The 20,213-nt window shown below is 70.1% G+C and carries 18 protein-coding genes; 8 read left to right on the top strand and 10 right to left on the bottom strand.

Annotated features, from left to right (window positions below; all coding sequences use genetic code 11):
• Window positions 1-63: 63 nt before the first annotated feature.
• Window positions 64-4,512, top strand: a complete 4,449-nt coding sequence (locus AC16DP_RS02440) for a DUF6982 domain-containing protein (RefSeq protein ID WP_483956607.1) — start codon at window positions 64-66, stop codon at window positions 4,510-4,512.
• Between the two features lie 109 nt (window positions 4,513-4,621).
• Here AC16DP_RS02440 and AC16DP_RS02435 read toward each other — a convergent pair whose 3' ends face one another.
• Window positions 4,622-5,281, bottom strand: a complete 660-nt coding sequence (locus AC16DP_RS02435; protein WP_329731134.1) for a YceI family protein — start codon at window positions 5,279-5,281, stop codon at window positions 4,622-4,624.
• Between the two features lie 253 nt (window positions 5,282-5,534).
• Between AC16DP_RS02435 and AC16DP_RS02430 the strand changes: the two genes are divergently transcribed.
• Complete coding sequence (locus AC16DP_RS02430; protein ID WP_329731135.1) at window positions 5,535-7,175, top strand: sigma-54-dependent Fis family transcriptional regulator; 1,641 nt, start codon at window positions 5,535-5,537, stop codon at window positions 7,173-7,175.
• 121 nt (window positions 7,176-7,296) lie between these two features.
• Here the strand turns inward: AC16DP_RS02430 and AC16DP_RS02425 are convergent, their stop codons facing one another.
• The 5 genes from AC16DP_RS02425 to AC16DP_RS02405 all read right to left on the bottom strand — a co-directional run bounded on the left by AC16DP_RS02425 (window position 7,297) and on the right by AC16DP_RS02405 (window position 10,740).
• Window positions 7,297-8,019 carry a DUF1751 domain-containing protein gene (locus tag AC16DP_RS02425; RefSeq protein WP_329731136.1) on the bottom strand — a complete coding sequence of 241 codons (723 nt, stop codon included), beginning with the start codon at window positions 8,017-8,019 and terminating at the stop codon, window positions 7,297-7,299.
• Window positions 8,020-8,187: 168 nt separating this feature from the next.
• Entirely contained in the window at window positions 8,188-8,385 is a 198-nt protein-coding gene (locus AC16DP_RS02420) for a hypothetical protein (RefSeq protein ID WP_329731137.1), read from the bottom strand.
• Window positions 8,386-8,552: 167 nt separating this feature from the next.
• Complete coding sequence (locus tag AC16DP_RS02415; RefSeq protein WP_047862989.1) at window positions 8,553-8,768, bottom strand: hypothetical protein; 216 nt, start codon at window positions 8,766-8,768, stop codon at window positions 8,553-8,555.
• Window positions 8,769-8,814: 46 nt separating this feature from the next.
• Window positions 8,815-10,011 (bottom strand): acetyl-CoA C-acetyltransferase, encoded by a 1,197-nt coding sequence (locus tag AC16DP_RS02410; RefSeq protein WP_329731138.1) that lies wholly within the window; start codon window positions 10,009-10,011, stop codon window positions 8,815-8,817.
• 78 nt (window positions 10,012-10,089) lie between these two features.
• On the bottom strand, window positions 10,090-10,740 hold the full coding sequence (locus AC16DP_RS02405) for a hypothetical protein (protein WP_329731139.1): 651 nt from the start codon (window positions 10,738-10,740) through the stop codon (window positions 10,090-10,092).
• A gap of 228 nt (window positions 10,741-10,968) precedes the next feature.
• On the opposite strand from AC16DP_RS02405, the gene AC16DP_RS02400 reads away from it, so the two are divergent.
• Together AC16DP_RS02400 and AC16DP_RS02395 are read left to right on the top strand one after the other, a co-directional pair.
• Window positions 10,969-11,655 carry a S1 family peptidase gene (locus tag AC16DP_RS02400; RefSeq protein ID WP_329731140.1) on the top strand — a complete coding sequence of 229 codons (687 nt, stop codon included), beginning with the start codon at window positions 10,969-10,971 and terminating at the stop codon, window positions 11,653-11,655.
• Complete coding sequence (locus tag AC16DP_RS02395) at window positions 11,612-11,863, top strand: hypothetical protein (RefSeq protein WP_329731141.1); 252 nt, start codon at window positions 11,612-11,614, stop codon at window positions 11,861-11,863. Before AC16DP_RS02400 ends, AC16DP_RS02395 begins: the two co-directional genes overlap by 44 nt.
• Before the next feature lie 41 nt (window positions 11,864-11,904).
• On the opposite strand, the gene AC16DP_RS02390 is transcribed toward AC16DP_RS02395, so the two are convergent.
• On the bottom strand, window positions 11,905-12,303 hold the full coding sequence (locus tag AC16DP_RS02390) for a thioredoxin family protein (protein WP_329731142.1): 399 nt from the start codon (window positions 12,301-12,303) through the stop codon (window positions 11,905-11,907).
• A gap of 227 nt (window positions 12,304-12,530) precedes the next feature.
• Here AC16DP_RS02390 and AC16DP_RS02385 point away from each other — a divergent pair, with 227 nt between their 5' ends.
• Window positions 12,531-12,911 (top strand): response regulator, encoded by a 381-nt coding sequence (locus AC16DP_RS02385; protein WP_329731143.1) that lies wholly within the window; start codon window positions 12,531-12,533, stop codon window positions 12,909-12,911.
• 7 nt (window positions 12,912-12,918) lie between these two features.
• On the opposite strand, the gene AC16DP_RS02380 is transcribed toward AC16DP_RS02385, so the two are convergent.
• Both AC16DP_RS02380 and AC16DP_RS02375 read right to left on the bottom strand, forming a co-directional pair.
• Complete coding sequence (locus AC16DP_RS02380; protein WP_329731144.1) at window positions 12,919-13,422, bottom strand: methyltransferase; 504 nt, start codon at window positions 13,420-13,422, stop codon at window positions 12,919-12,921.
• Window positions 13,419-14,357 (bottom strand): aldo/keto reductase, encoded by a 939-nt coding sequence (locus AC16DP_RS02375; protein ID WP_329731145.1) that lies wholly within the window; start codon window positions 14,355-14,357, stop codon window positions 13,419-13,421. Before AC16DP_RS02375 ends, AC16DP_RS02380 begins: the two co-directional genes overlap by 4 nt.
• 132 nt (window positions 14,358-14,489) lie before the next feature.
• On the opposite strand from AC16DP_RS02375, the gene pruA reads away from it, so the two are divergent.
• On the top strand, window positions 14,490-16,127 hold the full coding sequence (gene pruA, locus AC16DP_RS02370; RefSeq protein WP_329731146.1) for an L-glutamate gamma-semialdehyde dehydrogenase: 1,638 nt from the start codon (window positions 14,490-14,492) through the stop codon (window positions 16,125-16,127).
• Between the two features lie 80 nt (window positions 16,128-16,207).
• A complete protein-coding gene (deoD, locus tag AC16DP_RS02365; RefSeq protein ID WP_329731147.1) occupies window positions 16,208-16,918 on the top strand; it encodes a purine-nucleoside phosphorylase in 711 nt (236 codons plus the stop codon).
• Here deoD and AC16DP_RS02360 read toward each other — a convergent pair.
• The gene (locus tag AC16DP_RS02360) at window positions 16,912-18,375 is read right to left on the bottom strand and encodes a sugar transferase (RefSeq protein ID WP_329731148.1); all 1,464 of its coding nucleotides are present in this window, start codon (window positions 18,373-18,375) and stop codon (window positions 16,912-16,914) included. The two genes, deoD and AC16DP_RS02360, sit on opposite strands and share 7 nt — an antisense overlap.
• 548 nt (window positions 18,376-18,923) lie before the next feature.
• Here AC16DP_RS02360 and AC16DP_RS02355 point away from each other — a divergent pair.
• Window positions 18,924-20,213: an O-acetylhomoserine aminocarboxypropyltransferase/cysteine synthase family protein gene (locus tag AC16DP_RS02355; protein WP_329731149.1), complete on the top strand. Its 1,290-nt coding sequence runs from the start codon at window positions 18,924-18,926 to the stop codon at window positions 20,211-20,213.

Raw genomic sequence — 20,213 nt, 5'->3', positions numbered from 1 at the left:
CGTGTTCGCGAAGTTTACCCCTCCCCTCGAGTCCCCTACACTCGCCCACGGAAATTTCTTGATATGGCGCTGCGGCAGGAGTCCCGGCCCCGGGTCCGCAGCGAGGTGACGATGTCCGACACGCGCGCGGCGATGAGGGAGTTTCGCTTCCTGGACGAGAAGCGGACGCGGGGGAATCTTTCCCCCTCGGAGGAGGCTCGTTTGAACGAGCTGCGAGGGCACCTGGGCGACCCGGGCCTGCTCGCGCAGGAGCAGTCCGTCCAGGACCCCGCGCAGCAGCCCCAGGGCTACTACGGCGCCGATGGCCAGTGGTACGCCTACCCCGCCGGTTACGACCCCAATCAGGGCTACGACCCGAACCAGGGCTACGCGGGCTACGACCCCAACCAGGGCTACGCGCAGCAGCCCCAGGGCTACTACGGCGAGGACGGCCAGTGGTACGCCTACCCCGCCGGCTACGACCCCAATCAGGGTTACGACCCCAACCAGGGCTACGCGGGCTACGACCCCAACCAGGGCTACGCGCAGCAGCCCCAGGGCTACTACGGCGCCGATGGCCAGTGGTACGCCTACCCCGCCGGCTACGACCCCAACCAGGGTTACGATCCCAACCAGGGCTACGCGGGCCAGTCCGCCCAGGGTTACGACCCCAACCAGGGCTACGCCGGCTACGACCCGAACCAGGGTTACGACCCGAACCAGGGCTACGCCGCCCCGCACGCCGAGACCTCCGCGGCCGAGGAGCCCCAGGCCTACGCGGCCGATGCCGCCCCGCAGCAGGAGCCCGCCCACGCCTCTCCGGTGCCCGGTTACGTGCCGCAGCAGCCGCATCCGATGCCGGATCCGGTCAAGCTCAGCCTCGAGACCGAGAACCTCGAGGTCCCCGCGCTGAACGAGCCCGCGCCCTGGGAGGAGCCCACGCCGGAGCCTGCCGACGCGTCCGGGTCGTCGGTCGAAGACGATCCGATGCGGTTCGACGAGCCGGAGCCCGCCTCCGAGGACGTCTTCGAGGTGACGGACACCGACGTCTCGCCCGTCAGCGAGGCCATCCCCGTCCCCGAGAACGTTCCCGAGTCGGTCGCCATCCCCGTCCCCGAGAACGTTCCCGAGTCGGTCGACATGAGCGACTGGAACGACGTCACCGCGCCCTCGGCGGCCTCGCTCGCGTCGCGGCAGTTGGAGCACGACATCACGGCCTCGCCGGAGAGCTCGGGTCCCATCGAGCTGGGCGAGGACGACTTCTCCTCGCTCAACTCCGACCTGCAGACGCCTCCCGCCGCCTCGGCGCCGCCCGTGGCCGAGGAGCCGCCGCAGACGCCCTTCCGCACCATCGAGATCCAGCACTCCGACATCGAGCTGATCGATGGCGAGGGCGAGGCGCCGCTCGCCGCCGAGCCGGTGCTCGCCGAGGAGCCCTCGCCGCCTGTCTCCGAGGAGTGGGCCTCCGCGCCGCTCGCGGTGGACGCGGAGCCGGGCACCGCGCAGCAGTCCGAGGACGCGTCCGAAGACCCGATGGAGATCACCGCGTCGTACGCGATCCCCGTGTACTCGGAGACCTCGCCCGACGCGGAGCCCGTCCCCACCCTGGACGCGAACGACGTGCAATCCGAGCCCGCCTCGGCGAACGGCACGCCCACGTTCGACGTCTCGGAGCTCGAGGCCTCGCCGGAGCAGGACGCGGCCTCCGCGGCCGAGACGCCGTGGGAGACCTCCGCCGAGGAGCCCGCGGCCGATGCGGGCTCGGAGCCGCCCACGTTCGACATGGCGGAGGTCGGTGCCGAGATGGAGCCCGCGCCGGAGCCCGCGTACGGCGCGCACGTGACGACGTTGGATCTGAACCCGGTGCAGGTGGCGCCCGACCTCCAGGCGGACACCGTCGAGGTCGCCGATTCGTTCGAGCCCGAGGCCACGCGGCCGTCGGACTGGGGCGTGCAGACGGATACGCTCGAGGCGACGCCCGCGGACGAGCAGACGTACGACACGGGCAACCCGGGCGATGCCGTCCCGCTGGCCAGCGCCTCGGACTTCCTGGGGCACTCGGAGCAGCCGGGAGCGGCGGTGTCGGACGAGCCCGTGCCGCTCGAGACGACGGAGACGAGCTGGAGCGGGAACGAGGCTGGAAGCACCGGCGAGGGCATGCAGCTGGAGAGCGCCGCGGAGTACATGAGCACTCCGGAGTTCGCGACGGCCAGCGCCACGTGGGGCCACCAGCCGGAGACGCCCGCCGAGCCCGAGAGCACCTCGGCGTACGGCGCGCCCCTGAGCGCGGACGACGGCCAGCCGGCCCCCGAGGCGCAGGCGGAGTGGACGACGTCCGCCGACGGACAGGCCGCCATCGAGGTGCAGGGCGAGTGGATGACCTCCGAGCCCGCCGCTGCCACCGAGGCTCAGCCCGAGTGGGCCACGCCCGCCGAGGAGCAGCCGGTGATGGAGGCCCAGGCCGAGTGGGCCACGCCCGCCGAGGAGCAGCCCGCCGCCGAGGCTCAGCCCGAGTGGGCCACGCCCGCTGAGGAGCAGCCCGTCATGGAGGCTCAGCCCGAGTGGGCTACGCCTGCCGAAGAGCAGCCCGCCGCCGAGGCTCAGCCTGAGTGGGCCACGCCCGCTGAGGAGCAGCTCGCCGCCGAGCAGCAGCCCGTCATGGAGGCCCAGCCCGAGTGGGCCACTCCTGCCGAGGAGCAGCCGGTGATGGAGGCCCAGGCCGAGTGGGCCACTCCTGCCGAGGAGCAGCCCGCTGCCGAGCAGCAGCCGGTGATGGAGGCTCAGCCCGAGTGGGCCACGCCAGCTGAAGAGCAGCCGGTCATGGAGGCCCAGCCCGAGTGGGCCACGCCTACTGAAGAGCAGCCGGTCATGGAGGCCCAGCCCGAGTGGGCCACTCCCGCTGAAGAGCAGCCCGTCATGGAGGCCCAGCCCGAGTGGGCCACTCCCGCTGAAGAGCAGCCTGTCATGGAGGCCCAGCCCGAGTGGGCCACGCCCGCTGAAGAGCAGCCCGTCATGGAGGCCCAGGCCGAGTGGGCCACGCCCGCTGAAGAGCAGCCTGTCATGGAGGCGCAGCCCGAGTGGGCCACGCCCGCTGAAGAGCAGCCCGTCATGGAGGCCCAGGCCGAGTGGACCGCTCCCGCCGAGCAGCAGCCGTGGATGGCCACCGCCGAGCCGACGGAGAACGCCGAGCCGCAGGCCGAGTGGGCAACGGGTGGCACCACGCAGGACTGGAACGCCTCCGCGGACGGGCAGACCGGGTGGAACGCGCCCGCCGAGGAGGTCCAGCCCGAGTGGGTGACGACGGAGTCCTCCGAGGCTCCGGCCGCTGCATCCGAGTGGAGCGCCCCGGCGGCGGAGCAGCCCGTGATGGAGGCGGCGCCCGAGGAGCAGGCAACGGCCTGGTCCAGCGCTCCCGCCGAGACGTCCTGGGGCGAGCCCGCTCCGGAGGCGTCGAGCTGGGAGGCGCAGCAGGCCGGTGGCACGCAGACCGACTGGAACACGCCCACCTCCGAGAGCCAGGGCGAATGGGGAGCCTCGGCCCACGATGCCGAGCCCCAGAGCTCCGGCCGTGACGCATCCCTGTTCGGCACGAGCAGCACCTGGTCCTCCGAGGAGCCGGAGCCCGAGGCGCAGCCCCACTGGTCCGCCCAGGAGCAGGCGCCCGCGTGGGGTCAGAGCGACGCCCTCGCCACTCCCGCCGAGGAGCTGGCCAGCGCCCAGCCTCCCGCCTTCGATCGGCCCACGACCGAGAACGACATCCCCATCATGGAGGCCGAGCCCGAGCCCGAGCTCCCCGTCATGGAGGCCGAACCCGAGCCGACGGAGATCGATCTCACGGAGGACAGCGTGGAGCCGCCCGCCGTGGCGGCACCGGTCATCGCTCCGCCTCCGCCGCCGGCTCCCGTGGCCGCCGCCCCGGTGGCCCGGAGCGCACCGCTGCCCGTACGGCCTCCGGCGCCTCAGGTGGCATCGCGAGTCGCCGCCCCTCCCCCGCCGCCTCCCGCCCCCGTGGCGGCCCCGAGGGCTCCCGCGGCCGTGTCCGCCGCGCCGGTGGCGCAGGTGATCGTGCCCGGTGCGCCGCCGCCCCGCCCGACGCTCAACACGCTCCCGGCCGTGCAGTCCGCCTCCTCGGCCAGCGCCGTCATGGCCCCCGTCAACGCCTTCATCGAGGGCGAGCACCGGGTCATCATCCACACGGTGGAGGGCCAGGTGAAGCGCGGCGCCATCCGGGACGTGGACCTGCTCGACGAGGTCATCCCGCTCGAGCAGCAGACCGGCTTCGCGCCCGAGCGCATCCCGGTCACCCGCGTGAAGGCCATCTTCTTCATGCTCGCCACGGGCAGCCGTCCGCCGCAGACCGAGGGCCAGCAGAAGGTCCGCGTCACCTTCACCGACGGGCGCCAGGTGGCCGGCTTCTCCAACGACTACAAGAATCCGGGCCAGGGCTTCTTCGTCATTCCCGCGGACATGCGCACCAACACCTCGCGCATCTTCATCTACCGCGCGAGCGTGCAGGCCGTCGCCGAGGGCTGAGCCCCGCCCCACCGCCAGTGGCCGGACGCGCCGGCGGTTCCCGCAAATGAAAGAGGGGCCTCGTCTCCGAGGCCCCTCCGGGCTCACGCCCTGCCCTGCTTCAGGCCGGCTACTTCTTGGCCGGAGCAGCGGCCGGCTTGGCCGCCGGAGCCGCCGGAGCCGCCGGAGCCGCCGCGGGGGCCTGCTTCTTGTTCAGCTCCAGGTCCAGCGTGATGGAGACATCCTCGCCCACCGCCACGCCGCCGGTGTCCAGCACCTTGTTCCAGCCCAGGCCGAAGTCCTTGCGGTTGATCTTCGTGGTGGCCACGCCGCCGCGCTTGGTGTTGCCCCAGGGATCCTTCGCCTCCGTGGTGAAGCCCTCCACGTCCAGCACCACCGGCTTGGTCACGCCGTGCATGGTGAGGTCGCCGGACACCTTGAGGTTGTCCCCGGCCTTCTCCACCTTCGTCGACTTGAAGGTGATGGTGGGGTACTTCGCGGTGTCGAAGAAGTCCGGGCTCTTCAGGTGCTCGTCGCGCTTGGGCTCGTTGGTGTTGATGGTGGTGGCGTCGATGACCGCCTGCACGGTGGACTTGGTGATGTCCTTCTCGTCGATGTTGGCCGTGCCAGTCACCTTGGCGAAGGCGCCGCGCACGTTGGACACCATCATGTGCTTCACGGAGAAGTTCGCGGCCGAGTGGGCCGAGTCGATCTCATACTCGGCGGCGAAGGCCAGCGACGGGGCGGCGAGCACGAGGGCGGCAACGGCGGGCTTGAAGGACAGCTTCATGGTGTTTCTCTCCAGTGGAACTGCGTACAACGGGTTTCAAACGCGAGGGCGGACGCTACCCCGGTGAAATCTCGGGCCGCGAGTTTCTGGCGGACCCCAGCGGAGCAGCACCTCTCGTGGGAACCATCTAGCAACCCCCGGGCCAGGAAACCCGACCTTTCAACCCCTCGAAATTCCTGGACTGTCCCACTTTGGCTCGCGCGGGGGCTCTCAAAACGATAGAGAGCCCCATCATCCTGAGAGGGAGGAGCCGATGGCGCCGAGGCTGGAGCTGAACCTGAACGAGCTGCTGACGTTCGATGCGAACGGAGGGCTCATCCACTTCGCGGGCCAGCGGGTGCTGCTGTTGGACCCGGTGGCGTTGGGGCTGCTGCGCAAGGAGCTGATCGGCACGGTGGGGATGATGGCGGCGAGGGGAATCCTCACGCGGCTGGGCTTCGCGCACGGGTGGCGGACGGCGGAGACGATGAAGAACGCCTTCCCGTGGGAGGACGAGTCGCAGTGGCGCCGCGCGGGAGGGCGGCTGCACACGCTGCAGGGGCAGGTGGTGCTGGAGCCGGTGGAGCACCGCGCGGAGGACGGCCCGGAGCCCTTCGCGGAGGCGCTGTGGCACCACTCGTACGAGGCGGAGCAGCACCTGCTGCACCTGGGCAAGGCGGAGGAGCCGGTGTGCTGGGCGCTGACGGGCTTCGCCAGCGGGTACATGAGCTACTGCAACGGCAAGCCGGTGTACTGCATCGAGACGCGCTGCGTGGGCAAGGGGGACCCGGTCTGCCAGATCATGGGCAAGCCGGAGGAGGAGTGGAGCCCCGAGTGCAAGGAGGCGCTGCGCTTCTACGAGACGCAGTGCATGGAGGGGGCGCTGGCGCAGGTGACGGAGGCGCTGAAGCAGGCCGAGCGAAAGCTGAGGGCGAAGCGGCAGACGCTGGCGCGGGTGTCGGGCGTGCCGGAGGACCCCGCGGGCATGGTGGCGCGCACCGAGGCGATGAAGCAGGTGCTGAGCCTGGCGCGGCGGGCGGCGAAGGTGGACTCGACGGTGCTGATTACCGGTGAGAGTGGCGTGGGCAAGGAGCGGGTGGCGCGGCTCATCCACGAGGAGTCGGGGCGGGCGCACAAGGCCTTCGTGGCGGTGAACTGCGCGGCGGTGACGGAGAGCCTGCTGGAGAGCGAGCTGTTCGGCCACGCGCGAGGGGCCTTCACGGGGGCCACGCACGACAGGCCGGGGCTCTTCGAGGCGGCGCACGGGGGCACGCTCTTCCTGGACGAGGTGGGCGAGGTGCCCGCGTCGATGCAGGCCAAGCTGTTGCGCGCGCTGCAGGAGAAGGAGGTGCGGCGCGTGGGAGAGAACCAGAGCCGCAAGGTGGACGTGCGGGTGGTGGCGGCGACCAACCGCAACCTGGCGGCGGAGGTGGTGACGGGGCGCTTCCGGCAGGACCTCTACTACCGCCTGCGAGTGATTGAATTGAAGGTGCCGTCGCTGAGGGATCGGAGGGACGACATCCTGCCGCTGGCGCGCATGCTGTTGGCGGAGGCGACGGAGCGGTTGGGGCGGAGGGTGTCGGGGCTGTCACCGGAGGCGGCGGACCAGCTGTTGCGGTACGGGTGGCCGGGCAACGTGCGCGAGCTGGGCAACGCCATCGAGCGGGCGGTGGCGCTGAGCGAGGGCAACCGGGTGGAGCGGGACGATCTGCCGGAGGAGGTGCGCGCGGCGCCGCCGAGCCTGGTGCCGGGGGAGTCGCCGCGGACGCTGGAGGCGATGGAGCGCGAGTACATCCTCGCGGTGCTGGCGCGCAACGGAGGGAACCGGGCGCGCACGGCGGAGCAGCTCGACATCGGGGTGGCGACGCTCTACCGCAAGCTCAAGCAGTACGGAGAGCCCGAAGTCCCCAACTGAGCACGGCCCTCACCACCGAGCACCCTGGCCCCATCCGAGCCCACCACCCCTCTCCCCCTGGGAGAGGGACGGGGTGAGGGTATAGGACTCCCGGGTTCCTCCCCGTGAGCCCCACCCGGAGCTAATTCAAATACCGGTCATCCGGGCGCTCCTCGGAGATGACGCGCAGGTGGCGCGAGCGCCCACGGAGCTGCCGCTGCAGCCGCCAGTGCTGGAGGCGGAGCATGAGGGTGCGAGGGCTCCCGCCGCGCACGGCGATGAAGGTGATGCCGAGCGCGAAGATCTCCGGGACCTGGCTGATCCAGCTGCCGGCGAGCGAGTTGAGCAGGACGAAGAAGGCGCCGATGCCGGCGAAGACGTTGCCGGTGATGGGGATGCCCCAGAAGTTCGTCTGCCCGCGGCCGATGGACAGGCCGTAGGCCACCCAGGCGATGGTGCCCATCACCCAACCCCCGGGGTACGGCATGGCGCGCAGCTGCGGGAAGAACAGGGACAGGAGGACGGTGAGGAAGCCCGCGAGCACCGTGCCGCCCAGCACCACCCACAGCAGGCGCTTGGAGCCCCAGCTCATCTCCAGGCCGCCGCCGATGGAGTAGAGGGCGAAGGCGCCGAAGATGATGCCCAGGGGGCTGAGCTCGACGAAGCCGTAGGTGAAGGGCTGCCAGAGCATCAGCCCGGGGAAGACGGCCCCCGGGGTGAGCACCAGCAGCGCGCCCACGGAGCGGACCGCCAGGGACAACACCGAGCCCACCACCAGCCCGATCGCCAGCCTGGCCGCCGTGGATTCCACGCTGGGGAAGCCGACCCCCCCGCCTCCGCCGCCAAAGCTCCGCATCGGTCGCATCCAACCCTCCTGACTCGGGACACCCGAGAGTCGTCCAAAGGTGGTGGAACACCGCCCGCTTCGCAACCGTTTCCGTCCACTTCCGGGCGTGCCAAAAGCGAAGGGCGCCCATCCCCGCTTCAGGGGAGAGCGCCCAGGGGCCATGTCGTCACCGGCAGGACGTCCCGCTCAGGACTTGTGGCGGTAGAACAGGGTGATGGTCAGGCAGTGGAACTCCTTGTCGGAGGACTGCGTGACGATCTTGTCCACCACTTCCAGGTTGGAGTTCTCCTTGAGCCACTTGGTGATGTTCTCACCCATGTTCTCGCGATCGCGCGCGAGCGTCGTGGAGAACACCTTGACACCCGTGAAGTTGATGACGGCCATTCCCGACCCTCGTGTAACCGAAGAGATTCCGCACGTTTACCGCGAGTCTTGACGCCCATCAAGGAAACGGCCCGAAATTCCGGCCTTTTTCCCGCCCGGCACACGACACTCCTACCCGCCAGGAGGGGAAGGCGACCCGGGACGTAGGGCGCCTCCCCGGGTCCACCTCACCGGGAGGCCGCGGCGCGGCGAGCCTGGCAGGTGAGCTCGTCCTTGCACGAGGGCCCGATGCCGTCCGGGTGGGCCCCCAACGGCGTCTTGTCGCTCTCCTCCACGCCACACACCACACACTTGCGCTTGCGGTTGCGGCGCTCGGCGCGCCGCTGCTCGGCGATCGCCTTGGCCCGCTCGCGGGCCGCCTTCGCATCCAGCTCGTTGCTCATCGTCATGGGTTCCGTTGGATTCGTCTGGGTAATCAGAGGGCCCTGTTCAGAGAGCTTCAATGAGCAGGGCGATGCCCTGACCGCCGCCGATGCAGGCCGAGCCGATGCCGTAGCGGGCGCCCCGGCGCTTGAGCTCGTAGGCGAGCGTCATGGTGATGCGCGCGCCCGAGGCCCCCAGCGGGTGGCCCACGGCGATGGCGCCGCCATTCACGTTCGTCTGCTCGCGCGGCAGGCCCAGCTCCTTCTCCACCGCGAGGTACTGCGGGGCGAAGGCCTCGTTCACCTCGAAGAGGTCCACGTCCGTCAGCTTGCACTGGGCGCGCTCGAGCAGCCGGCGGATGGCCGGCGCCGGCCCAATCCCCATCACCTTCGGGTCGCACCCGGAGATGCCCCAGTTCACCAGCCGGGCCAGGGGCTCGAGGCCGTGCTTCTCCACGTAGCTCCGGGTGGCCATCACCATGGAGCCCGCGCCATCGCTGATGCCGCTGGCCGCGCCCGCGTGCACCACGCCGTCCTTCTTGAAGACCTTGGGCAGCTTCTTCAGGCCCTCCACCGTGGTGTCCGGCCGGTTGTGCTCGTCCCGGGCGAACTGCGTCTCGCCCTTCTTGCTCTTGAGCGTGACGGGGCAGATCTCCTGCGCCAGACGGCCCGACTCCTGGGCGGCGGCGAAGCGCTTCTGCGTGAGCACCGCGTACTCGTCCACCGCGTCCTGGGAGAGCTGGTAGTCCACCGCGAGCTGCTCGGCCGTCATCGCCATGGGCTGCCCGGTGTAGCTGTCCGTGAGCGACGTCCACAGCATGTCCTCCATGCCGCCCTTGCCCAGCGGAAGGCCCCAGCGGGCGCCGCGGATGACGTGGGGGGCCTGGCTCATGGACTCGGTGCCGCCGGCCAGCACGCAGTCGGCCTGCTCGGTGAGCATCATCTCCGCGGCCGTGACGAAGGCCTGGAAGCCCGAGCCACACAGCCGGTTGACGCCCAGCGCCGGCACCGGCACCGGCACCCCGGTGCGCAGGCCCACGTGCCGGGGCAGGTAGATGGCGTCCGCGCTCGTCTGCACCACGTTGCCGTAGATGACGTGCTGGATGGACTCGGGAGAGACCTTCGCCTGCTCGAGCGCGGCCCGGGCCGACTCCACGGCCAGGTCGGTGGCGCTCAGCTCCTTCAGCGAGCCGCCGTACGTACCGAAGGCCGTACGCTTACCGGACAGGAAGTAGATTTCTTCGCTCTTGGACACGCTCTTCATCGCGGGACGGCTCCAGACGGGCTGAAAAGATTCGTTCTTCCTACTCCCCAAACGGGTGCCGTGCACGCTCCAGGTGCATCAGACCGGGCGTCCGCCTCCCAGGAAGAGAGCGGCGACGATGGCAAGGGCCACGACCGTCCACAACAACCCCTGGAGGTTCTGTCGACGAATCTCCCTTTGTCCGAGCCCCCGGTACCATGCCTGCCCCGACCGCAACCGCTCTTCCCAGGTGAAATCTTCCGACGCCGGGAGCCCCTGCAACCGCACGCGGTGGGCCTGGAGCAGCCGCTCGGGAGGGACCTCCGGGAAGCCCCCTGAGCGATAACGGCCGGGGAGCTCGAAACCCGGCCGCGCGTAACCGGCGGTGAGCACGAACCCCTCCGGAGCGAGCGGGGTGAGGAGATAGAGGCGGGGCTCGCCCCGGGGTGAGAAATGAAGGGTGGCGAAGGTGTGCTGCCCCGGGTGCGCGAAATCGTAGGAGGCGGTGCCCTTCTGGAAGCGGGGCTTCTCCACGTGGCTGCCGAGCGGGACGAAGCCCAGGGCCTGGAGCTGGCCAGCCAGCGTGGCGAGCTCGGGCGGTAACTGCATCCGGTCCGCGGGGGCCACCGGCAGGACGCGGACGCCGCCGGGGGACACGAAGAGAACGGCCCGCCAGAAGTTGAGGAGCAGCAACTTCACGGCCATTCCCAACACGACGAGCACGAGCAGCAGCTCGGCGAGAGGGCTCATGACGGGACTCCCGGGGACATGAGGCGCGCACCCTAGTCCATCCGCTCCAGAAGGCCCGGCGGTCTTCAGTGGTAGACGTCTACCACTGAGGTAGGACATAAAACCACATGACTGGTAGACGTCTACCAGTCCGCACGCCCGCTGAGCGGGCCTGCGGGAATAGCCACTGTCCAGGCGTGCACATCGTCTCCGGCAGCGGGGCAACGGCTGCGCCGCGGGAGGACGGTGATGCGAGCGAGGAGACTCTCGAGGCTGGCCGGAGCATTGGCGGTGGTGGCGCTGGCGGGGTGCGGTGCGTCGAAGAAGCCGGAGGACGGCACGAGCCAGGCCTTCACCACGCTGAAGGACGCCACGGTGACGCTCTTTCCCGGGCACTGCGCGGGCGTGGTCGTCGAGGACGGGCGCCATGCCCTCACCGCCGCGCACTGCATCGACGTGGCCCCGGGCGAGCGCCAGCCGGTGGTGCTGCGCAGCGGGCGGATGCTCAGCGGCGTGGTGAAGGTGGTGGACTCCGTCCGGGACGTCGCCGTCATCCGCTTCGACGAGGCGTCCCCGGTGCGCCCGCTCCACGTGGCCACCGCCATGCCCATTCCCGGGGAAGGGCTCCTCTTCTTCGGCCGCACCGACCGGCCCAACGAGCCGCAGGAGGTGGAGTTGAAGCGGCTCGGACGCTGCCCCTCGCTGCCGGGCGTGCCCCAGGCGCTCTTCACCAGCCTGACGGGAGAGAAGGGAGACTCCGGCGCGCCGGTGGTGGACCACCAGCTCCAGGTGGTGGGCCTGGTGCATGGAGGCGCGGCGTGCAGCATCGCGACGCCCACGGCCGACATGACGCCCGTGTTGAACACGCTCGTCGCGGAGCTGGCCCGGCCCGGTGCCGGGCAGGGCGTCGGCGGCAGCGGCGGCGCGGGCCAGTAGTCCCCTCTCCATCGACGCGGCGGCGGCGCGGGTGGCCCAGGACATCAACGCGCGCGCCCGGGCGGCGGACAACCCCGGCCCCTCGCAGGACACGTCCTGGGAGGCCCGCGTCGAGCGCGGCGAGGAGTGGGAGGAGCAGGACGACAAGGCCTCGGACCCGCGCGACGAGAAGACGGCGAGCCCCGTGGACCGCGACCGGAAGCGCTGACCCGCCTCGCGCGGGGGGAGCGGGCCCCTCGAGGAGCCCGTTCACACCCCATGCAGACCCACGCGGACCCGCGCCTGGCTCACCCGGTATTCCGCCAGCCTCCGCCGCACCTCGGCCATGTCCAGGGCGCGCGCCTGCCGGATGACGTCCTCCACCATCGGCTCCGGTAGCACGCCCACGTGGTGGAGCAGCAGGAAGCCGTCGCGGAACACCATCAGCGTGGGCAGCACCTGCACCCCCATCACCTCCACCAGCTCCGGCTGCCCGTTCACCTCCACCCGGGCGAAGGTCACATCCGGGTAACGCTCGGCCATCCCCTCGAAAACAGGGCCGAAGACGAGGCAGGGCGAGCACCACTTGGCCCACCAATCAATGAGCAGGATGCCGGGCCTCCCCAACGTCGGTCCGAAGCTCTTGCTGTCCAGGGACACCACCGGCATGGGACTCCTCCAACCCAAGCGGGCCGTACCTCACCCGACCTGAAGGTAGGAGCCAGGAACCCCAGCGGAAGATTCACCTCGCGGACTGAGGAAAAGACGACCCGTGCCCCTTCCTAATCCCCGCGAAGCGAGCGAAACTGAACAGGTTCGCGCTCGTGAGTGTGGGCCCGTGAGGACCCCCGGTGAAACCGGAGCGCGCCAGCAGGCCCGTCGTCCTGGAGAGCCCCGTGAAGCCCAGAGTCCTGATCGTGGATGACTCGTGGTCCATGCGCCAGACGCTGCGGCTGTTGCTGGCGCCGGACTTCGACTGCGCGCTCGCCGAGAATGGCATGTCCGCGCTGGAGCAGGTGCGCCAGAGCCCGCCGGACCTCATCGTGTCGGACGTGAACATGGACGGCATGGACGGCTACGCGCTGTGCCGCCAGGTGCGCGCCGAGCCCGCGCTCCAGGCCGTGCCCTTCCTCTTCATCAGCGGCCACCCGCCCCGCCCGGGCATTCCCGAGGCCGGTGACGCCTACCTCATCAAGCCCGTCCAGCCCGCCGTCCTCATCGCGCGGCTGCACGAGCTGCTCCAGCCGCGCCCGCTCGCCGCCGTGGCCCAGAGCTGAGCGGGCCTCAATTCCACAGGAAGCTGTCCGCGCCCCGGTGGGACACCGCCAGCCGCGCGAGGTACTCGCGCTCCTCCCGCACCATCCGCCGGAAGGACTCGAGCAGCAGCGCCACCGAGACGAAGGCCACCGGCATCCAGAGGGCCCAGGCGCCCACCTGCAGCAGGATGCCCACGTAGATGGGATTCTCCAGACGGCGGTAGAGCCCCGTCGTCTGTGGCTGGGCCGGCAGGTTGGCCGCCACCGAGTACGACCGGGCGCGCATCAACTGAATCTCCCCCGCGAGCTCCATCCCCAACCCCAGGGCCTGCACGAAGACCACCCGCCAGCCCCACCCGCCCGGCAGCTCGAAGGCGAAGAAGAACGGGGCGAGCAGCAGCAGGGCCGGCAGCGGCATCGCCCGCGGCATGATGATGCGCTGGCGCTCCTCCGGCGGCGTGCGCCCCATGACGACGGCTTCGTTGATCAACAGGCACACGAAGAGGATGCGGCTGACGGTGAAGGCACTCATGTCGTGGGATTCCACCACACGGCGCCCTTGCCCTCGATGGCCCGTGCCGCGCGCTGGCGCACGTCCGCCATCTGCGCGGAGGTGAAGGGCTGGAAGGCCGCGGCGGCGTGGAGCGCGGCGTCCTGCTCGTTGGGGAAGCTCATCCCCATCAGCGCCACATCTGGATCCAACGTGAGCGTGTAGCGCACGCACTCCTCCACCCCGAGGTGGGGCAGCGAGGGCGCCCCCGTCTCGGCCCCACCCGAGCTCACCTTGCCGCGCGGACGGGCCTGGAGCGGCCGCCCGTAGCCCTCGGTGTCCCCGAGCAGCTTGCCCGCCCCGAAGGTCTTGAAGGTCACCGTGCCCACGCCCCTGGCCTTCGCCAGGGGGAGGATCTCCTGCACGTAGCGCGGGTGGACGTAGGGCCCCACGGGGAACATCACCACGTCACAGCGGCCGGACTCGAGCGCGGCGCGCAGCACGTCCGGGTGGTGGCTGGAGATGCCCCGGAAGCGCGCCTTGCCCTGGCGCACGCACCGCTCCAGCTCCTCCATCCCCCCACCGGGCGCGGCCAGCTGCTCCCACGTCTCCAGCTTGGAGAGGTTGTGGAAGACGAAGAGGTCCACCGCCTCCAGCTGGAGCCGGCGCAGGCTCTCCTCCACCTGCGGGGTCACCGGCTGCTCCAGGAAGTCCACCTTGTCGATGACGAACATGCCCTCGCGCCGGCCGCGCAGGGCCTCGCCGACGATCTGCTCGCTGTAGCCGTCCTCGTAGCCGGGGGCGGTGTCCACGACGTTGAGCCCGGCATCCATGGCGCGGTGCAGCGTGGCCACGCACCGCGGCAGGGGAACGGAGCGGTCGGCCAGGTCCCCGATGCCCACCGCCGTGGCCCGGAAACCGGTGCGCCCGAGCTGCCGTCGAGCCTGGAAGCGGGGAAGCGGTCGTTCATCTGCCATGGGAGCCTCAGTCCGGGTGATGGATGTGATGTTCGAAGGTACGGGTTCTACATACCCCGAGGATTCAACCCCTGGGACGACGGGCTATGCTCCGCCGCCCTTTCCCCGATTTCTCCCCCCGAGGAGCTCCGCGTGATCAACGCCAACGTCCGCGTCCCAACGCCGCAGAACGAGCCCGTGCTCTCCCACGCGCCCGGTAGCCCCGAGCGCGCCCAGCTGCAGGCCACGCTCGCGCGCATGGCCTCCGAGCAGATCGAGATTCCGATCGTCATCGGTGGCAAGCGCATCAAGTCCAGCAAGACGGACACGGTGCGGATGCCGCACAAGCACTCGCACGTGCTGGCCACGCTGCACGAGGCGGACGCCAGCCACGTGGAGCAGGCCATCCAGAGCGCGCTGTCGGTGAAGGACGAGTGGGCGCGGATGCCCTTCGTGGATCGCGCGGCCATCTTCCTGCGGGCCGCGGAGCTGCTGGCCACGAAGTACCGCCCCATCCTCAACGCGGCCACCATGCTGGGCCAGTCCAAGACGGCGCACCAGGCGGAGATCGACGCGACGTGCGAGGCGGTGGACTTCCTGCGCTACAACGTCTTCTTCGCGCAGCAGCTGCTGAGCGATCAGCCGGTGAGCCCGGCGCAGACGTGGAACATGATGGACTACCGTCCGCTGGACGGGTTCGTGTTCGCGGTGGCGCCGTTCAACTTCACGTCCATCGCGCTCAACCTGTGCGTGGCGCCGGCCATCATGGGCAACGTGGTGCTGTTCAAGCCCTCGAACACGGCGGCCTACAGCAACTGGTACAACATGGAGCTGCTGCGCGAGGCGGGCCTGCCCGACGGCGTCATCAACATGCTGCCGGGAGACGGCCCCACGGTGGGCAACCCCGTCCTGTCCAGCCCGCACCTGGGCGGCATCCACTTCACCGGCTCCACGCCCACCTTCCAGGGCATGTGGCGCACGGTGGGCGAGAACATCGGCCGCTACAAGCAGTACCCGCGGCTGGTGGGCGAGACGGGCGGCAAGGACTTCATCTTCGTGCACAACTCGGCCGCGGATGACCTGGACGCGGTGGCCACGGCCATTGTCCGCGGCGGCTACGAGTACCAGGGCCAGAAGTGCTCGGCGGCCTCGCGCATCTACGTGCCGGAGTCCATGTGGCCCAAGCTCAAGACGCGGCTGCAGGAGATGATCGCCGAGCTGCGCATGGGCGACGTCACCGACTTCCGCAACTTCATGGGCGCGGTCATCGACGAGAAGTCCTTCAAGCGGACGTCCTCGTACATCGAGCTGGCGAAGAACAGCGGCTCGGAGGCGACCATCCTCGCGGGCGGCGAGGCGGACCGGAGCGAGGGCTGGTTCATCAAGCCCACGCTGGTGCAGCTGACCAACCCGCGTCACCGCATCATGCACGAGGAGATCTTCGCGCCGGTGGTGGGCCTGTACGTGTACCCGGACGCGAAGTTCGAGGAGACGCTGCGCGAGTGCGACTCGTGCGCGACCTACGCGCTGACGGGCGCGGTGTTCGCGAGGGATCGCAAGGCCATCGGCACGATGATGCGCGAGCTGCGGCACGCGGCGGGCAACTTCTACATCAACGACAAGCCGACGGGCGCCGTGGTGGGCCAGCAGCCCTTCGGTGGCTCGCGCGCCTCGGGCACCAACGACAAGGCGGGCTCCATGCTGAACCTGGTGCGCTGGACGTCGCCGCGCACCATCAAGGAGAACCTCGTCCCGCCTACCCGCGTCCCCTATCCGTACATGGGGCAGTAGGCGCGGCGGGACTCGCGCGGGGGAGGTGGACCGTGAACGTCGTCCCCTTCCCTCGCGCGGAGGGGCTATGCTGCCGCGCCATGCCTACTCCCCATATCTCCGCCGCGCCGGGAGACTTCGCCGACGTGGTGCTCATGCCCGGCGACCCGCTGCGCGCCCGCTACATCGCCCAGCGCTTCCTCCAGGACACGCGCGAGGTCACCTCGGTCCGCAACATGTACGGCTTCACCGGCACGAGCCGCGGCCGCAAGGTGTCCGTCATGGGCCATGGAATGGGAATCCCCTCCATCTCCATCTACGCCACCGAGCTCATCCGCGAGTACGGCGCCCGCGTCCTCATCCGCGTGGGCAGCTGCGGCGCCCTGCGCCAGGACGTGAAGCTGCGCGACGTCATCATCGCGCTCGCCGCCGGCACCGACTCCAACGTCAACCGCATGCGCCTCAAGGGCCAGGACTTCCCCGCCGTGGCCGACTTCGCCCTCGCCCGCCAGGCCGTCGAGGCCGCCGAGAAGCGCAAGCTCGCGGTGCGCACCGGCTCCGTCTTCAGCTCGGATCTCTTCTACGCCCCGGGCGGGGAGAACTACGAGGTCCACGAGCGCATGGGCATGCTCGCCGTGGAGATGGAGGTGGCCGGCCTCTACGGCGTGGCCGCCGAGTTCAACGCCCGCGCCCTGGCGCTGCTCACCGTGTCGGACCACCTGCGCACCGGCGAGAAGCTCAGCGCCGAGGCGCGCCAGAGCTCGTTCGACGAGATGATCGAACTGGCCCTGGACGTGGCCACCGCTCAGTAGGCGCCGGTGCGCCGCAGCACGGCCGGCAGCGTCCGCAGCAGGATTTCCAGGTCCAGCCAGAGCGACCAGCGGTGGATGTACTCGCAGTCGAGCCGGACCACGTCCTCGAAGTCGGTGATGGAGCTGCGGCCGCTGACCTGCCACAGGCCGGTGATGCCCGGCAGGGCGCCCAGCCGGCCGAAGTGGTGCTCGCGGTAGTTGACCAGGTCCGACTCGAAGAAGGGCCTGGGCCCCACCAGCGACATCTCCCCGCGCAGCACGTTGATGAGCTGGGGCAGCTCGTCCAGGCTCCACTTGCGCAGGAAGGCGCCCACGCGGGTGACGCGCGGGTCATTGGGAATCTTGAAGAGGCGCGCGTCACCGCTGGTGTTGAGGTGGGCCAGCTTGGCCTTCTCCGCGTCGGCGCCCACCCGCATGGTGCGGAACTTCATCATGCGGAAGATGCGGCCGCCCTGCCCCACCCGCTCCTGGGCGAAGAAGACGGGCCCGCGCGAGTCGAGCTTGATGGCGATGGCGATGAGCGACAGCAGCGGGGAGATGGCCAGCAGCCCCAGGCCCGCGCACACCAGGTCCACCCCGCGCTTGACCCACATCTGCTGCGCGCGCAGCGAGGGGACGGTGAGCTCCATGAAGGGCAGCGAGCGGTAGGAGATGGGCGAGGGGCGCACCCAGCCGAGCCGGTCATAGCGGGACACGGCCAGCAACCGGACGCCGGCGGACACCACGGCCTCCATGAGCAGCTTCATCTGCGCGTCGTCCACGAAGCCGCAGAGCACCACGGTGTCCACGGCGTTGTGCTGCAGCACGTTCCAGAGGTCATCCACGGAGCCGAGCACCTTGCCCTGGCCGTCGTCGCTGGGAAGCTCGGGCACGGAGGGGGAGACCCACCCCACCACCTCGAGGACGCCGAAGTGCGCCAGACGCTTGTGCACCCGCTGGCTGGCCGGGTCATCTGGAGAGCCCACCAACATCACCCGCTCGGCGGGGGAGTGGAAGGCGGGGATGCGGATGAGCCGGGCGACGAGCTGGTCGAGCAGGAAGCGGTTCAGCATGACGGCGGCGCCCAGGCCGCCCACCGCGGTGAAGTAGTGCACCACCACGGGGGCGATGCCGCGCAGCCACAGGTCTCGCCAGAGCACCAGGCCCACCGCGAGCAGCACGCCGCTGAAGACCCGCCGCAGCGAGCGCCAGTCATCTCCCGAGCGGTAGGCCCCGGCGATGAGCAGGCCCACCACGAGCGCGCCGCCCATCTGCCATCCCCCGGCGGAGCCGAGCGGGGGCACGGCCCAGCGGGTGGCCGCGTCGAGGGGCTCGAGCTTCTGGCTGGTCTGCACGACGTTCAACGCGGCGCGGACCATGAGGAAGGCCGCGATGTCGGCGAGGATCAACAGGAAGGTGCGCGAGGTGGCCCTCAGGGCGTGCATGAGCAGCGTGCGGGCGGCACGGCGCTGCAACACGACGCGAGGAGGAACCAGCCAGAGCGGCTTGGTGGGGACCGCGACCGCCAGGAATCGGCCCGACGCGGTGGTCGTCCCGGGGGGAGGGACAGGCGAGGCAGGGGGACTCACCCGCATATTTTGCCACTCGGCTCGCGGGCGAGTCCATGCTTGATCTGGAATAAAGACCCGACCTGCCGGGTTGGAGCGCCCTCGTGCTCGCTCGGCCGCTACATGCCAGACGGCATATTCCGATCATGCCGGGCACCGCGTGCCGGAGCCGTTGAACCCTTCACGCCTCCGCCATGACGGACATCCTGTCGAACGGATGTCTTGACAAGATAGCGGAGGGGGTTCATGTTGCCGGGCGTCATGAGCTTCGCGCCCTTCGCCTGCCGTCGAATGTGGATGCCGAGTGGTGGGCCTCTGCCCGCCGCCGGTTGACCGACGTTCGGCGACCCGAGGCGAAGCAGAGCGGAGCCCACCATCCCGCGAGGGTCGGTGGGCTCAGTCGTTTCATGGCCTCCGGTGCCCTCGTGGCTTTTCCAGCCCACCCGAGGAGCACCTCCATGAGCACGAATCCGTCGCAGTCCAAGCACTTCGAGACCCTGGCCCTGCACGCCGGCTACGAGCCCGATCCCACGACCGGCTCGCGCGCGGTGCCCATCTACCAGACGACGAGCTACCGCTTCCGCAACGCGCAGCACGCGGCGGACCTGTTCGCGCTCAAGGAGCCGGGCAACATCTACACGCGCATCATGAACCCCACGACGGACGTCTTCGAGAAGCGTATCGCGGCGCTCGAGGGCGGCGTGGGAGCGCTGGCGGTGGCGTCGGGACAGGCGGCGGAGACGCTCGCCCTCCTGAACATCCTCAAGGCGGGGGACGAGCTCGTCTCGGCGACGAGCCTGTATGGGGGCACGTACAACCTGTTCAAGGTGACGCTGCCGCGGCTGGGCATCCAGACGCGCTTCGTGGACGCGAACAAGCCGGCCGAGGTGAAGGCCGCCATCGGGCCGAAGACGAAGGCGCTCTACATCGAGGCGGTGGGCAACCCGCGGTTGGACATCCCGGACTTCGAGGCGCTGGGGGCCATTGCCCGCGAGGCGGGCATCCCGCTCATCGTGGACAACACGGCGCTGTCTCCGGCGTTGTTCAACCCGCTGAAGCACGGGGCGAACATCGTGGTGCACAGCGCGACGAAGTACATCGGAGGCCACGGGACGTCGATTGGCGGCGTCATCGTGGACGGAGGCACGTTCCCCTGGGACAACGGACGCTTCCCCGAGTTCACCGAGCCCAACCCGGGCTACCACGGGCTGAGGCTGACGGAGGCGCTCGGGGCGGCGGCGTACATCGGCAAGGCGCGGCTGGAGGGACTGAGGGACCTGGGTCCAGCGCTGAGCCCGTTCAACGCGCATGCGTTCATCCTGGGACTGGAGACGCTGAAGCTGCGGGTGGAGCGGCACTCGGAGAACGCGCTGGCGGTGGCGAAGTGGCTGCGGCGGCACCCGAAGGTGGAGTGGGTGCGCTACCCGGGGCTGGAGGAGGATCCATCCTTCGCGAACGCGAAGAAGTACCTGCGCAACGGAGCCGGCGGACTGGTGACGTTCGGGGTGCGAGGGGGCGTGGAGGCGGGACGCAAGCTCATCGATGGCGTGAAGCTGTGGAGCCTGCTGGCGAACATCGGTGACACGCGCTCGTTGATCATCCACCCGGCGAGCACGACGCACCAGCAGCTGACGCCCGAGGAGCGGTTGAGCACGGGAGTGACGGACGGACTGGTGCGTCTGTCGGTGGGACTGGAGCACCTGGACGATCTGCAGGCGGACCTGGAGCAGGCGCTCGCCGAGGCCTGA

Source organism: Archangium sp., assembly GCF_057119385.1.
This window is presented reverse-complemented; position numbering and strand designations above follow the sequence as displayed.